This is a genomic window from Agromyces humatus, assembly GCF_021228295.1.
GTDB lineage: Bacteria > Actinomycetota > Actinomycetes > Actinomycetales > Microbacteriaceae > Agromyces > Agromyces humatus.
In genome coordinates, this window is sequence record NZ_JAJQPD010000011.1 from 103,461 (window position 1) to 116,717 (window position 13,257).

The 13,257-nt window shown below is 69.1% G+C and carries 16 protein-coding genes; 11 read left to right on the forward strand and 5 right to left on the reverse strand.

Features of this window, described 5'->3' with window-relative positions; translation table 11 throughout:
* Window positions 1-23: 23 nt before the first annotated feature.
* Window positions 24-1,367, forward strand: a complete 1,344-nt coding sequence (gene aspS, locus LSF15_RS16690) for an aspartate--tRNA(Asn) ligase (protein ID WP_232499690.1) — start codon at window positions 24-26, stop codon at window positions 1,365-1,367.
* Window positions 1,368-1,954: 587 nt separating this feature from the next.
* Entirely contained in the window at window positions 1,955-2,857 is a 903-nt protein-coding gene (locus LSF15_RS16695) for a formylglycine-generating enzyme family protein (protein ID WP_232499721.1), read from the forward strand.
* A 145-nt stretch (window positions 2,858-3,002) separates the two neighbouring features.
* Here LSF15_RS16695 and LSF15_RS16700 read toward each other — a convergent pair whose 3' ends face one another.
* Together LSF15_RS16700 and LSF15_RS16705 are read right to left on the reverse strand one after the other, a co-directional pair.
* A complete protein-coding gene (locus tag LSF15_RS16700) occupies window positions 3,003-3,272 on the reverse strand; it encodes a glutaredoxin family protein (protein ID WP_232499691.1) in 270 nt (89 codons plus the stop codon).
* A 177-nt stretch (window positions 3,273-3,449) separates the two neighbouring features.
* The gene (locus tag LSF15_RS16705; RefSeq protein WP_003792170.1) at window positions 3,450-3,548 is read right to left on the reverse strand and encodes a 30S ribosomal protein bS22; all 99 of its coding nucleotides are present in this window, start codon (window positions 3,546-3,548) and stop codon (window positions 3,450-3,452) included.
* 118 nt (window positions 3,549-3,666) lie between these two features.
* On the opposite strand from LSF15_RS16705, the gene LSF15_RS16710 reads away from it, so the two are divergent.
* Together LSF15_RS16710 and LSF15_RS16715 are read left to right on the forward strand one after the other, a co-directional pair.
* Window positions 3,667-4,176: a GNAT family N-acetyltransferase gene (locus tag LSF15_RS16710; RefSeq protein WP_232499692.1), complete on the forward strand. Its 510-nt coding sequence runs from the start codon at window positions 3,667-3,669 to the stop codon at window positions 4,174-4,176.
* 166 nt (window positions 4,177-4,342) lie between these two features.
* A complete protein-coding gene (locus LSF15_RS16715) occupies window positions 4,343-4,825 on the forward strand; it encodes an anthrone oxygenase family protein (RefSeq protein ID WP_232499693.1) in 483 nt (160 codons plus the stop codon).
* Window positions 4,826-4,956: 131 nt separating this feature from the next.
* Here the strand turns inward: LSF15_RS16715 and LSF15_RS16720 are convergent, their stop codons facing one another.
* Window positions 4,957-5,397 (reverse strand): ArsR/SmtB family transcription factor, encoded by a 441-nt coding sequence (locus tag LSF15_RS16720; protein ID WP_232499694.1) that lies wholly within the window; start codon window positions 5,395-5,397, stop codon window positions 4,957-4,959.
* 71 nt (window positions 5,398-5,468) lie between these two features.
* Here LSF15_RS16720 and LSF15_RS16725 point away from each other — a divergent pair, with 71 nt between their 5' ends.
* The 5 genes from LSF15_RS16725 to LSF15_RS16745 all read left to right on the forward strand — a co-directional run bounded on the left by LSF15_RS16725 (window position 5,469) and on the right by LSF15_RS16745 (window position 10,670).
* Window positions 5,469-6,914 carry a TrkH family potassium uptake protein gene (locus LSF15_RS16725; RefSeq protein ID WP_232499695.1) on the forward strand — a complete coding sequence of 482 codons (1,446 nt, stop codon included), beginning with the start codon at window positions 5,469-5,471 and terminating at the stop codon, window positions 6,912-6,914.
* Window positions 6,907-7,575: a potassium channel family protein gene (locus LSF15_RS16730; RefSeq protein ID WP_232499696.1), complete on the forward strand. Its 669-nt coding sequence runs from the start codon at window positions 6,907-6,909 to the stop codon at window positions 7,573-7,575. The genes LSF15_RS16725 and LSF15_RS16730 overlap by 8 nt, the downstream gene beginning before the upstream one ends.
* Window positions 7,576-7,638: 63 nt before the next feature.
* Window positions 7,639-8,571, forward strand: coding sequence for an ABC transporter ATP-binding protein (locus LSF15_RS16735; RefSeq protein WP_232499697.1), 933 nt, complete (start codon window positions 7,639-7,641; stop codon window positions 8,569-8,571).
* On the forward strand, window positions 8,568-10,190 hold the full coding sequence (locus tag LSF15_RS16740) for an ABC transporter permease (protein ID WP_232499698.1): 1,623 nt from the start codon (window positions 8,568-8,570) through the stop codon (window positions 10,188-10,190). Before LSF15_RS16735 ends, LSF15_RS16740 begins: the two co-directional genes overlap by 4 nt.
* Window positions 10,191-10,202: 12 nt before the next feature.
* Window positions 10,203-10,670, forward strand: coding sequence for a GbsR/MarR family transcriptional regulator (locus LSF15_RS16745; RefSeq protein ID WP_232499699.1), 468 nt, complete (start codon window positions 10,203-10,205; stop codon window positions 10,668-10,670).
* Between the two features lie 23 nt (window positions 10,671-10,693).
* Here LSF15_RS16745 and LSF15_RS16750 read toward each other — a convergent pair whose 3' ends face one another.
* A complete protein-coding gene (locus LSF15_RS16750; RefSeq protein ID WP_232499700.1) occupies window positions 10,694-11,089 on the reverse strand; it encodes a hypothetical protein in 396 nt (131 codons plus the stop codon).
* Window positions 11,090-11,276: 187 nt separating this feature from the next.
* On the opposite strand from LSF15_RS16750, the gene rlmC reads away from it, so the two are divergent.
* Complete coding sequence (gene rlmC, locus LSF15_RS16755) at window positions 11,277-12,413, forward strand: 23S rRNA (uracil(747)-C(5))-methyltransferase RlmC (protein ID WP_232499701.1); 1,137 nt, start codon at window positions 11,277-11,279, stop codon at window positions 12,411-12,413.
* Window positions 12,414-12,713: 300 nt separating this feature from the next.
* On the opposite strand, the gene LSF15_RS18910 is transcribed toward rlmC, so the two are convergent.
* Window positions 12,714-12,836, reverse strand: coding sequence for a hypothetical protein (locus LSF15_RS18910; RefSeq protein WP_269756570.1), 123 nt, complete (start codon window positions 12,834-12,836; stop codon window positions 12,714-12,716).
* 170 nt (window positions 12,837-13,006) lie between these two features.
* Between LSF15_RS18910 and LSF15_RS16760 the strand changes: the two genes are divergently transcribed.
* Window positions 13,007-13,252, forward strand: a complete 246-nt coding sequence (locus tag LSF15_RS16760) for a hypothetical protein (RefSeq protein ID WP_232499702.1) — start codon at window positions 13,007-13,009, stop codon at window positions 13,250-13,252.
* Window positions 13,253-13,257: the final 5 nt, after the last annotated feature.

Here is a 13,257-nt window from a genome sequence, read left to right on the forward strand (position 1 = left end):
CCACTCACGTAGACTCGCCTGTTGTGAAGAACCGCACCCTCGTCAAGAACCTCGCCGCCCTCGCCGACGGCCCCGTCACCGTGTCCGGATGGGTCGAGACGGTGCGCGATCAGAAGAAGGTGCAGTTCGTCATCCTCCGTGACGAGTCGGGTGCCGTGCAGCTCGTGAACCCCGCGACCCGCGAGGTCGACGAGAACGCCGACGCCGAGGCATCCGCTCGCCTGGCGACGACCGAGGCGATCTCGGCGCTCGCGCACGGCTCGTTCATCAGCGTCACCGGCGACCTGAAGCACGACGAGCGCGTGAAGCTCGGCGGCCTCGAGGTGAAGATCGGCTCGCTCGACGTGGTCGCCGAGGCGAACCCCGAGACGCCGATCGCGGCCGACTCGAGCCTCGACAAGCGCATGGACTGGCGGTTCCTCGACCTGCGCCACCCGAAGCAGAACCTGATCTTCCGCATTCAGACGACGTTCCTGCACGCGCTGCGCGGGGTGTGGGTCGAGAAGGGCCTCATCGAGGTGCAGACGCCGAAGCTCATGGCGTCGGCCTCCGAGTCGCGCGCGGAGCTCTTCGAAGTCGGCTACTTCGAGGGAACCGCGTACCTCGCGCAGAGCCCCCAGTTCTTCAAGCAGATGGCACAGGCGGCCGGCTTCGGCGGCGTGTTCGAGGTGGGCCCGGCATTCCGTGCCGACCCGTCGTTCACGTCACGGCACGCGACCGAGTTCACCTCGATCGACACCGAGATCAGCTGGATCGACTCGCACGAAGACGTGATGGAGCTGCACGAAGAGCTCATGGTCGCCGGCATCCAGGCGGTCGTCGACAAGCACGGCGACGAGATCCGCGAGCTGTTCGGCATCGAGCTCGCGGTGCCGACGCGGCCGTTCCCGCGCATTCCGCTCGCCGAGGCGAAGCAGATCGTCGCCGACCGCGGCTACGTCATCCCACGCGACGACGCAGACATCGACCCCGAGGGTGAGCGCCAGATCTCGGCCTACGTGCGCGAGACCTACGGTCACGACTTCGTGTTCCTCACCGACTGGGACATCAACCTGCGGCCGTTCTACCACATGCGCCACCCCGAGGACCCGTCGCTCACGAACAGCTACGACCTCATCTACAACGGCGTCGAGATCTCGACGGGCGCGCAGCGCGAACACCGCATCGACGTGCTCGTCGAGCAGGCGAAAGAGAAGGGGCTCGACCCTGAAGAGCTCGAGTTCTACCTCGACTTCTTCCGCTACGGCGTGCCCCCGCACGGCGGCTTCGGCATGGGCCTCGCCCGCGTGCTGATGCTCATGCTGAACGAGCACTCGATCCGCGAGACGACGTACCTGTTCCGCGGCCCGACGCGCCTGCTGCCCTAGCCCCGCGCCCGCGCGCACCCGCGCCCCCACTCGGCCGGCGCCCCCGCGCCCGCGCCCCCACTCGGCCGGCGCCCCCGCGCCCCGCCCGTCCTCCGGCCGGGGCCTCTCGCTGAGGTCGCGCAGAGTGCTCGCAACGCCTCGAGACTGAGCGAGGCTGCCGCCGAGCGGACCCCGTGGAACGGGCGGGTGAGGTCACGGCCACGTAATCGCCCGGCGCCGACGCCCTCGGCGATCGCTTCGGATGTCGTGAACGCCCGCTGCGCGAACGCGTCAGGCAGGGGCAGGTTCGGTCTCATCCGATCAGGTTCGACCGGCGGACGTGCCTCCCGCCCGACCGCGAGTGATCTGTGGAGACATCCACCCACGCGCACCCTGTGTACGACTCGTCAGACCCACCCGGCCACCCGGTATTCACCGCCACCCTGATGCGATGTCGCGCAAAGTGTTCGCACGTCGCAGAGTTGAGGGCGATTCGGGCGACATCACGGCGCAAAGCGGGGGCTGATAGGGCGAGAAGCGGGGCAGGCGGCGGCGGGGCGCAGCGTGAGCCGTAGGCTCGGAGGGTGACCGGGACTGACACGACGCGCATGGTGCGCATCGAGGGCGGCGCATTCCGCATGGGCTCCGACGAGTTCTACCCCGACGAGACGCCCGTGCACGAACGCACCGTCGACACGTTCGAGCTCGACCTGCACCCCGTGACGAACGAGCAGTTCGCCGCGTTCGTCGAGGCGACGGGCTACGTCACGGTCGCTGAGCGACCGCTCGACCCGGCCGACTTCCCGGGCGCCGACCCCGCCGAGCTGGTCCCCGGCGGACTCGTCTTCTCTCCGACCCCGGGCCCCGTCGACCTGCGCGACTGGCGCCAGTGGTGGCGGTGGGGCGCGGGCGCGAGTTGGCGGCAGCCGTTCGGGCCCGGGTCATCCGTCGACGAACGCCTGACGCACCCGGTCGTGCAGGTGAGCTTCGAGGATGCCTCGGCGTACGCGTCCTGGGCCGGCAAGCGCCTGCCCACCGAGGCCGAGTTCGAGTTCGCCGCCCGCGGCGGCCTCGACGGTGCGCGGTTCTCGTGGGGCGACGACGAGTTCCCCGACGGCAAGCTCATGGTGAACCGGTGGCAGGGATCGTTCCCGTACCGCAACACCGGCGCCGCCGGGTGGGTGGGCACGTCGCCCGTGATGACGTTCCCGGCGAACGGGTACGGGCTCTTCGATGTCACCGGCAACGTCTGGGAGTGGACGACCGACTATTACGCCGAGCGGCACGTGCCGCCGGGCACGGTCGCCGTCGACGCCGAGACCCGACCGAACCTGCTCGCCGCCGCGTCGGCCGAGCCGGGCTCGCGCATCCCCCGCCGCGTGCTCAAGGGCGGCTCGCACCTCTGCTCGCCCGACTACTGCCTGCGCTACCGGCCGTCGGCGCGCTCACCCCAGGCCGACGACACGGCGACGACGCACATCGGCTTCCGCTGCGCCCGCGACGTCGCCTGAAAGCCGGCCTGCGCACGACCCCGCCCCGGCCAGCCCGCCCCGCCCAGCCCGCCCTCTGACGCGCGCGCTGGAGTGAGGTTGGTCCGACAGAGGCAACGAATTCGTCCACTCCGTCCGAACACGGTCACTCCAGCGCGATGTGGCGTCACGTCGAGGCGATGGCCGCCTTCAGCCGCACCGGGTCGATACGCCAGTAGTCGTGCACCTCGTCGTCGATGAGCAGCACCGGGATCTCTTCTGCGTAGCGATCGCGCAGCGCCTCGTCGTCGAGGATGCTCAGCTCTTCGAGCAGCATGCGGCGCGAGGCATCCGTCGCTTCGCTCTCGGCGATGACACCCTTCACGACCTCGCGCGCGTCGTCGCAGAGGTGGCAGCCGGGCTTGCCGATGAGCGTGAGGCGGATGTCGCGGGCCATGCCTCGATCGTACGTCGCCGCCCGCGCACCACCGACCCTCAGAGTGCCGAATCGGCGCGGGAGTGCGCTTCGCAAGGCGCCGAATCGGCACTCACGCGCCGACCGGCACAGGGCTCGGCGGGTAGCAAAAAGCGCCAAGCCCGAAGGCCCGGCGCTCAGCCAGTGGTCGCGGTGCGACTACTTCTTGTTGCGACGCTGGTGGCGCGTCTTGCGAAGAAGCTTGCGGTGCTTCTTCTTCGCCATGCGCTTGCGACGCTTCTTGATGACGGAACCCATCAAAACCTCACAGAAAGATCGAGTCGGCCGCGCGTGCCGCAGCCGAAGACAAGAATGCCTCGGGATAGTCTAGCGGACTCGGAGACGTGCCTCGTGCGCGATGCGTTACCGTCGAGGGATGCGCCCCCGCGATGTCGTCATCCGCACCACCGCACCTGATGACTGGCAGGCGGTGCGCGCCCTGCGGCTCGAGATGCTGCGCGACTTCCCGCTCGCCTACGCCGAGACCCTCGCGAACGCGCTCGACGTCGACGAGGCGGGGTGGCGTGCACGTGCCGCACGCGGCACGACGGCCGGGCAGACCGCGATCGTCGCGATCGACGGCGAACGCTGGGTGGGCACGATGGGCGGGTATATTCCGGATGCCGCGACCGGCCCCCTGCTCGTCGGCGTGTACGTCGCACCCGACTACCGCGGCGATGCCGCGGGCGTGTCGCGGCTGCTGCTCGAGGCGGTCGAGGATTGGGCGCTGGGCTTCGGCGACACCCTGCGCCTCGAGGTGCACGAGCAGAATCCGCGAGCGATCCGGTTCTACGAGAAGCTCGGCTTCACGCTGACAGGTCGTAGCCGCGAGTACGAGCTCGAACCGGGCGGCCTCGAGCTCGAGATGATCAAGCCGCTGCGCTGACCGCCCCTCGCTGGTTGAGGAGCGAGCGCAGCGAGCGTCTCGAAACCCTGGAGCGACGGCCCGAGGTTTCGAGACGGCGCTGGCGCGCCTCCTCAACCCAGGGGTTCGAGACGGCGCTGGCGCGCCTCCTCAACCCGCTCGCGGGGCCGTGCACCAGACTGGGCGCATGCTCGCACTCATCACCCCGCTGATCATCGTGGCGATCCTCGGCACCGGCATCATGGCCGGCGTGTTCTACGCGTTCTCGGGCTTCGTGACGCAGGGGCTCGACCGGCTGCCCGGCGCCGACGCGGCGCGTGCCATGCGCGGCATCAATGTCACCGCGGTGCGGGCTCCGCTCATGCTCGCCCTGTTCGGCACGGGGCTGGTGGTGCTCGTGCTTCTGGGCTTCGCGTTCACGGGAGCGCTCAGGGGCGCGATGTGGTGGGCGGTGGCGGCCGGCGCCGTCTACCTCGTCGGGGCGATCGGGGTGACGTCCGGCGCAAACGTGCCACGCAACAACCGACTGGCCGCGGCGGCGAACGAGGCCGGCCCGCTGGAGTCGGCCTGGCACGAGTTCCGCCCGGGATGGCTGGGGTGGAACCACGTGCGCACCATCACGTGCGCAGCATCGTGCGTGGGGTTCGCGATCGCGCTCGTCGCGATCTGAGGTCGGCGGTTTCGAGACGGCGCTGGCGCGCCTCCTCAACCCAGGGGTTTCGAGACGGCGCCGGCGCGCCTCCTCAACCCAGGGGTTTCGAGACGGCGCTGGCGCGCCTCATCAACCCACGCGACCGATTCCTAGCGGCGCTTCTTGGGGGCGACCGCCGCGGTGACCTGATGCGCCGTCTCGGCGAAGGCCTTGCCGATCGCCGAGGCGAACGCCCGCTGCTCGTGGTTGAGGGGAACCTCGTCGCTCGCGGCCGCGCCCGCGAGCGTCGCGGCATCGGCCGCGGCATCGGATGACGTGAACGGAATGAGCCAGTCCTCGAGGGTTTCGAGCGGCGTGCGGTCGAGCTTGTAGTAGCGGTGCTGGCCCTCTTCGCGAACCGCGACGAGGCCCGACTCGCGCAGCACCTTGAGGTGCTTCGACACCGTGGGCTGACTGGCGCCGAGCGCCATGACGATCTCGGAGACGCTGATCTCGCCACCCGACTGCGGCACCGCACCCTCGCGTTCGAGCAGGACCGCGAGGATGTCGCGCCGCGTCGCGTCCGCCACCACGTCGAAGATGTCAGCCATGCCCCAAGGGTAGTCATTCCCCGCGGGGAGTACCATGACTCTCGCGTTGGCTGGTCAGGCAGGGGGCATCGATGCGCGCACAGCAGCTTGGCCGTCTGGGTCGAGTCGACCGACGGTCATGGCTGGGTCGCGCACGCGATGCAATCGACTCCCTCGTCAAGAGCTCGCCATCGCGCTTCGCGATCCTGATATTCGCGTCGCTGATCCTCGTCACCACCCTCCTGTTGTCTCTGCCGATCGCCCGGGCGGGTGAACGCAGCAGCACCCCGCTCGCCGATGCGCTGTTCACCGCGGTCTCGACGATCTGCGTCACCGGTCTCACGACGGTCGACATGGCGACGTACTGGTCGCCGTTCGGCAACGCGGTCATCTTCATCGGCATGAACATCGGCGGCATGGGCGTGCTGACGCTCGCGTCGATCCTCGGCCTGGTGATCTCGCGCCGGCTGGGACTGCGCGCCAAGCTCATGGCCGCGAGCGACACCAACCCGTCCCGCATTCACGTCGGACCCGTCGCAGAACGCCAGGCGGTCCGCCTCGGCGAGGTGGGCGGGCTGCTCGTCACGGTCGCCGTGAGCACGCTGACGATCGAGGCCGTGATCACGCTCGGAATGATCCCGAGTGTGCTGGCCGCGGGGCACGACCTCGGCACGAGCGTCTGGTACTCGGCCTACTACTCGGTGAGCGCCTTCACCAACACCGGCTTCGCCCCCAACGTCGGTGGCCCGGTCGAGTTCTTCGACGACTACTGGTTCCAGTCGCTCATGATGGTCGCCGTCTTCCTCGGCAGCCTCGGGTTTCCGGTCATCTTCGCGCTCTCGAGACTGTGGCGGAACCCCCGCCGATGGAGTGTGCACGTCAAGCTCACCCTCGCGACCACCGGCATCCTCTTCGTGCTCGGTGCGCTCGCCTTCCTGGTGCTCGAGTACGACAACCCGAAGACGTACGGCGGATTCAACTTCGGCAAGACCTTGTTCGAGGCGTTGTTCATGTCGATGATGACCCGATCGGGCGGCTTCTCCACGATCGACATGGCCGATCTCTATCCGTCGAGTCTGCTGGTCTCCGACATGCTCATGTTCGTCGGCGGCGGCTCGGCGTCGACCGCGGGCGGCATCAAGGTGACGACCCTCGCGGTGCTGTTCCTCGCCGCGTTCGCCGAGGCGCGGGGCGCGCCCTCGATGGAGGCGTTCGGCCGGCGCATCCCCCGCGACATGCTGCGCCTCGCGGTGAGCGTGGTGCTGTGGGGGGCCACGATCGTGGCGGTGTCGACGATCATCCTGACCCAGATGACGAAGGCCCCGCTCGACTTCGTGCTGTTCGACGTGATCTCGGGGTTCGCCACCTGCGGACTGTCCACCGGCTTCACCTTCGACCTCCCACCAGAGGGCAAGTACGTGATGGCCGCGACGATGTTCATGGGCCGGGTGGGCACCGTGACATTGGCCGCCGCGCTCGCCGCGAGCCAGCGGCGACAGCTGTTCAAACGACCGGAAGAGAGGCCCATCGTTGGTTGACAGAATCAGACACGACGCCCCGGTGCTCGTGATCGGCCTCGGCCGATTCGGCGCCGCTACGGCAGGGCAGCTCGACCGGCTCGGCCGCGAGGTGCTCGCGGTCGAAACCGACGAGGGCCTCGTGCAGAAGTGGTCCGAGCGGGTGACCCATGCGGTCGTCGCCGACGCGCGTTCGATCGACGCGCTCCGCCAGATCGGCGCCCAGGACTTCTCGATCGCGGTGTGCGCGGTGGGCTCGTCGATCGAGGCATCCGTACTCATCACCGCGAACCTCGTCGACCTGAAGATCCCGCAGATCTGGGCGAAGGCGATCTCGGCCTCGCACGGCAAGATCCTGCAGCGCATCGGTGCGAACCACGTCATCTACCCCGAACGCGAGGCCGGCGAGCGCACCGCGCACCTCGTCAGCGGCCGCATGCTCGACTTCATCGAGTTCGACGACGACTTCGCCCTCGTGAAGATGTACCCGCCGAAGCCCATCCGCGGCAAGAACCTCACCGAGTCGGGCGTGCGCTCGAAGCACCGGGTCACCGTCGTCGGCGTGAAGAGCCCCGGAAAGCCGTTCACGTACGCGACCGAGCAGACCGTGGTCTCGAACCATGACCTCATCATCGTGACCGGAACCGAGGGCGACATCGAGAAGTTCGCAGCGCTCGAGTAGCGCGCCGATTGGGAGCCGTTAGGAAGATTCACAACATTGTGAATCCGGCGTACCATCACGCCCATGAGCACCGTGATCAGCACTCGAGGCCTGCAGAAGCGGTTCGGGCGCACCATCGCCCTCGACGGACTCGACCTCACGGTCGATGCCGGCGAGATCCACGGCTTCCTCGGCCCGAATGGCGCCGGCAAGTCGACGACCATCCGCATCCTGCTCGGACTCGCGCGCGCGTCGGGCGGGGAGGCGACCCTCTTCGGAAGCGATCCATGGACCGACGCGGCCGACCTGCACCGCCGCATCGGGTACGTGCCGGGCGACGTGAGTCTCTGGCCGAACCTCACGGGCGGCGAGGCGATCGACCTCCTGAGCCGCCTCCGTGGCGGCGCCGCCGACAAGGCGGCCTATGCCCTGCGCAAGGAACGACTCATCGAGGTGTTCCAGTTCGACCCGCGTAAGAAGGGCCGGGCCTATTCGAAGGGCAACCGGCAGAAGGTGGCGCTCATCGCGGCGTTCGCGACGCCCGCAGACCTGTATCTCCTCGATGAACCGACGAGCGGCCTCGATCCCCTCATGGAACAGGTCTTCAACCGCGAGATCGACCGTGTCGCCGCCGACGGGGCCACCGTGCTGCTGTCGAGCCACATCCTGTCGGAGGTCGAAGAGCTCTGCGACCGCGTGACGATCATCAGGGAGGGCAAGACCGTCGAGAGCGGCACGATGGCCGAGTTGCGGCACCTCACCCGTACCGAGATCGCCTTCGTCCAGCAGCCTGGCCAGGAGGCCGCGATCGACGCGATCACGGGAACCCATGACCTCGTGATCGACAGCGGCCGTGTGCGGTTCACGGTCGACAGCGACCGCGTGGCAGGAGTGCTTCCGATGCTCGCCGACCTCGACGTGCAGGGTCTCACGGTCTCGCCGCCGTCGCTCGAGGAGCTCTTCCTGCGCCACTACGGCGACGAACTGGCCACGCTCGGACAGGCACCGCGATCATGACCCGATTCCTCGTGCTGCTGCGTCAGCGGCTGCGCCGCGACCGCCTGCAGCTCATGCTCTGGATCGTCGGCACCGCGTTGCTCGCCTACGCTGCGGTGAGCGCGGTGTTCGACACCTTCGGCGACGAGGGCGACCGGCGCGAGATCCTCGGCATCGCCATCGCCACGCGAACCATCCTCGTGTTCCGCGGCACGCCGAACGGCACCGACGACGGTGCCTTCGCGTTCTTCCTGCTCTTCGCATGGCTCGCGCTGATGGGCGGCCTGATGAGCACCTTCCTCGCCGTGCGGCACACCCGCATGGAGGAGGAGCAGGGGCGCGCCGAGTTCATCGCCTCGACTCCGGCGGGCCGGATCTCGCCGCTGACGGCGACCGTCGCGCACGGCGTGCTGGCGAACGTGGCGCTCGGCCTGTTCGTGGCACTGGCATTCATCGGAACGGGTCTCGACGCGAGCGGATCATTCGTAGCGGGCGCAGCCATGGCGGCGTCGGGCATCGCATTCCTCGCGTTCGGCCTGTTCGCCGCGCAGCTGTTCCGCACCTCGCGCGGCGCGAACGGGATCTCGGTGGCCTTCGTGCTCGCCGCCTACCTGCTTCGCGGCCTCGGCGACGCTGCGGGTACGCCGTCGGACGACCTGCTGCACGTGACCCCTGCATGGCCCAGCTGGCTGTCGCCGATCGGCTTCGGCCAGTTCACCGGGGCCTTCGTCGAGAACGACCTGCGTCCGTTGCTCGTTCCGCTCGGCTTCGCGGCAGTGGTCGTCGCGTTCGTGTACCTGCTGCAGTCGGTGCGCGACCAAGGGGCCAGCCTGCTTCCGGGCCGCGCCGGCCGCGCCTCGGCCGGCCCCGTGCTGTCCAGTTCGTTCGGGCTCGTGTGGCGTCTCAATCTCTCGATCCTGCTCTCGTGGACGGCGGGCGCAATCGCGACGGGCCTGCTCGCCACGTCGCTGTCATCGATCGTCGGCGACGTCGCGGGCAGCAACCCCCAGGTGATCGAGATGCTGCGGCGGGCGATCGGCGACGACGCCTCCATCGAGCAGGCGTTCGTGGCCACGTTCTACGGTGTCGTCGGAATCCTCGCCGCATGCTGCGCTGTGCAGGTCGGGATCCGGGCGCGGCAGGAGGAGGTCCACGGCACCGCCGAGCTCGTGCTCGCGACCCGCGTGCCGCGAGTGCGCTGGCTGCTCGAGTACTGGATCGTCGGCGTCGTCGTGATCGTCGTGGTGCTCACGGCGGCGGGTCTCGCAGGCGTGCTGGGCGCCAGTCGAGCCCAGGACCCCGAGACCCTCATCCCGAACGTCCTCGAGGCAGCGGCGGCGCAGATCCCCGCGTGCCTCGTCTTCCTGGGAGTGACGCTGCTCGTGTTCGCATTCCTGCCGCGTGCGACGATTCCGCTCGGCTGGACGATCGTCGGGGTCGCGGCCATCCTCGGCACCTTCGGCCCGATCCTGCAGCTGCCGGAATGGCTGAACAACCTGTCGCCGTTCGCGCACTCGCCGGTCCCCTCGGGCGACGGCACCGATTGGTCGGGCGGCGTGTGGATGCTCGCCGTCGGCCTCGCCGCGGGTGCGGCGGCGGTGGTCGCGATGCGTCGGCGAGAGGTCACGAGCGGCGGATGAGAGGCTGACCGGATGCCACGCGACGAGCAGGCCCTGAGGGCAACGGTCGAGCAGTCGGCCGCGGTCCTCACCGCCGCCGGATTCCCCCGGATGCCGGCGCGCGTGCTCATGGCCCTGCTCGTCGCCGAGCAGGGCGGCCTGACGGCGAGCGAGCTCGGCGATCAACTGGGCGTCAGCGCCGCGGCGATCTCGGGCGCGGTGCGCTACCTCGAGCAGATCGGCATCCTCCATCGCGTGCCTCAGGCGGGCAGCCGACGCGACCGTTGGGAGTTCCTCGACGACGCCTGGTACACGGCACTCATGGCGAAGAGCCCCGTCTACGGCGTGATCGCCGAACTCGGCGACCGCGCCGCCGACGCGATCGCCGACGAGCAGGCGGCCGGCTCGGTGCGCGCCCGCGAGATGGCGCGGTTCTACCGCTTCATCGACACCAGGATGCCCGACCTCATGCGCGAGTGGGAGGAACTGCGCGGGCGCTGACCGGCGTGCCTCTGGCGGGAAGATCAGCCCACGAACATGAGCACGAGGCCGACGAGCCCCGCGAGCGCTGCGATGCCGAGCAGCACGAGCCCGACGTTCCGGATGACGCGACGCCCCGCGGGCGGCTCATGGAGCCGCAACCGGTCGGGGTCGCGCTGCTTGTAGTAGGCCGGCTCCTCGTCGGGCCGGGTGACATGCTCTCGTTCCTCGGAGCCCAGGATGCGCGAGTGGAACGACCCTTCGGCGAACCATCGGATCACGCTGTGCTCTTCGTAGTCGACGACCACAGCGTCGGTGCGCACCCAGCGCCCGTCGGCGATGCGGATGAGCAGGGCGAGCAGCAGGCACACGAGACCGACACCGAGGGCGATCCATCCGATCACCTCGGAGACGACCGAGATGATCTCCGCTGCGCCCATGCGCCAACGGTAGCGCGGCGAGCGCGGCGATCACCGCCGATCGGCGGGTGGCCACGCCGAGAATGCCGTGGGCGACGCATGAGTATCAGCGTCGCGTGCGTTCGGGATCCGTGAGGATCGGCCCATCATCGCCGTACGACCGTGGAGGCGCGCGATGCGGCATCGAGTGCCGCCTACGCTGGAATCCGTGGACTGCTCCTATTTCGACGCCGGGCGCTGCACGTCGTGCTCGCTCATGGGGCAGCCGTATTCGCGCCAGGTCGCCGACAAGCAGCGGCACGCCGAAGAGTTGCTCGGTCCGTTCGACGTCCCCGAATGGCTGCCGCCGATCGCGAGTGCCGAGTCGGGCTACCGCAACAAGGCGAAGATGGTCGTCGGCGGTACCGTCGACGCACCGACGATCGGCATCCTCGACGCCGACGGCCACGGCATCGACCTGCAGGCGTGCGGCATCTGCTCGCCCGGCCACCGGGCTGCGTTCCCGGTGCTCGCCCGGTTCATCACGCTCGCGCGCACCGCGCCCTACGACGTCACCCGCCGCACCGGCGAGCTGAAGCACCTCATCGTCACCGAGTCGCCCGACGGCGAGCTCATGATCCGCTTCGTCCTGCGATCGACCGAGCCGGTCGGCCGCATCCGCAAGCACCTGCCGGCGTTGCTCGCCGAACTGCCGCAGACGCGGGTCGTCACGGCGAACGTGCTTCCCGAGCACAAGGCGGTGCTCGAGGGCGAGCACGAGATCGTCCTCACCGACGCCGACACCCTGCCGATGCGCCTCAACGACGTGACGATGCACCTGCGCCCGCAGAGCTTCTTCCAGACGAACACCGAGATCGCCGCGGCGCTCTACGCCGAGGCGCGCGATTGGATCCGCGACATCGCTCCCGACTCCGCCTGGGACCTGTACTCGGGCGTCGGCGGGTTCGCGCTGCACATCGCCGCCGGCGACGATGCCGGCCCCGAGGTCACCGGCATCGAGACGAGTGTCGAGGCGGTTGCGAGCGCCGAGCTCAGTCGATCGGATGCCGCGCTCTCGCGTCTGCGCTTCGCCGCCGGTGACGCCACGACGTTCGCGATCGAGGCCGACGCGGCCCCCGATCTCGTGATCGTGAACCCGCCACGGCGCGGCATCGGCGGCGAGCTCAGCGCGTGGCTCGAGGCATCCACCGCGTCGCACGTGCTCTATTCGAGCTGCAACGTCGCCTCGCTCGCGAAGGATCTCGCGGCGATGCCGTCGCTGCGACCGGTGCGGGCGCGCGTCTTCGACATGTTCCCGCAGACCACGCACTTCGAGGTCATGGTGCTGCTCGAGCGGGGGCGCTGAGCGGAGGCGCTGCGCGGCCCAGCGCTGCGCGCGCGGCCCAGCGCGCCGGTGCATCTCAGCCGCCACTGCAGGCACTTCTGTCTGACGCGCCGGGTCCCGCACCGCGACACACCGTGCATATCGCGATTCTTCCTGCGCTCGCCGCTCCGCACCTCCGTGTTCGCAATGCCGGTTCCCCCTCAGTGAGGGGGAACCGGCATTGCGAGATGAGGAGTGGTGACGCGGGCGTCGAACGTCGGGAGTCGGGCGTCGGAGCAGCGACTGCCGATCGAGCCTGCACCCGCGCAGCTCGGCGCCGAATCAGCGCTTGCGCGCCTTGATCAGACCGTCTCCGGCCTTCTCGCGCTTCTGCGCTCGCTTCTCTTTCAACGAGAGTTGAGGCTGCTTCTTCGAGTCGTTCCCACGGGGGGACTTGCCTGACATGTGAGCTCGCTTCCCTTCTTCAGCTGGCGGGCTTCCGAAGACCATAGCCCAGTCGGTCAGGGAAGTCATGTCCGCTCGCAACGAACCGCAGGGGATGGTGAAAAGTACACCTGAACAGGAAATTTCTGCACACCTCTGTTAGGCTGGCGGGTCACGTGCAAAGGAGTGACATGCGGAAGATCCCACCCATCCCGGCAGCGATCATCGTCGCGTCGTGGGTGTTCGGGCTCGGCTTCATCGTCGGGTTCGAGGGCGAGCTCGCGTCCAATCCGACGCTCGCGCCCGCCTACGCCGAAGCCGTCGTGAGCGGCCTGCTCATCGGCGCCGCGGCGGTCGTCGGCGCCGGCATCGGAGCGTTCGGCGTCTGGCTCGCCATGCGTCGCCGGCGCGCACCGCGGCTCGCGCCCGCGCGGTGACGCAC

Coding starts and splice junctions, on each gene's coding strand:
- LSF15_RS16695 (WP_232499721.1), top strand. CDS start 1,955: ATGGTGCGCATCGAGGGCGGCGCATTCCGCATGGGCTCCGACGAGTTC.
- LSF15_RS16700 (WP_232499691.1), bottom strand. CDS start 3,272: ATGGCCCGCGACATCCGCCTCACGCTCATCGGCAAGCCCGGCTGCCAC.
- LSF15_RS16705 (WP_003792170.1), bottom strand. CDS start 3,548: ATGGGTTCCGTCATCAAGAAGCGTCGCAAGCGCATGGCGAAGAAGAAG.
- LSF15_RS16710 (WP_232499692.1), top strand. CDS start 3,667: ATGCGCCCCCGCGATGTCGTCATCCGCACCACCGCACCTGATGACTGG.
- LSF15_RS16715 (WP_232499693.1), top strand. CDS start 4,343: ATGCTCGCACTCATCACCCCGCTGATCATCGTGGCGATCCTCGGCACC.
- LSF15_RS16720 (WP_232499694.1), bottom strand. CDS start 5,397: ATGGCTGACATCTTCGACGTGGTGGCGGACGCGACGCGGCGCGACATC.
- LSF15_RS16725 (WP_232499695.1), top strand. CDS start 5,469: ATGCGCGCACAGCAGCTTGGCCGTCTGGGTCGAGTCGACCGACGGTCA.
- LSF15_RS16735 (WP_232499697.1), top strand. CDS start 7,639: ATGAGCACCGTGATCAGCACTCGAGGCCTGCAGAAGCGGTTCGGGCGC.
- LSF15_RS16740 (WP_232499698.1), top strand. CDS start 8,568: ATGACCCGATTCCTCGTGCTGCTGCGTCAGCGGCTGCGCCGCGACCGC.
- LSF15_RS16745 (WP_232499699.1), top strand. CDS start 10,203: ATGCCACGCGACGAGCAGGCCCTGAGGGCAACGGTCGAGCAGTCGGCC.
- LSF15_RS16750 (WP_232499700.1), bottom strand. CDS start 11,089: ATGGGCGCAGCGGAGATCATCTCGGTCGTCTCCGAGGTGATCGGATGG.
- LSF15_RS18910 (WP_269756570.1), bottom strand. CDS start 12,836: ATGTCAGGCAAGTCCCCCCGTGGGAACGACTCGAAGAAGCAGCCTCAA.
- LSF15_RS16760 (WP_232499702.1), top strand. CDS start 13,007: ATGCGGAAGATCCCACCCATCCCGGCAGCGATCATCGTCGCGTCGTGG.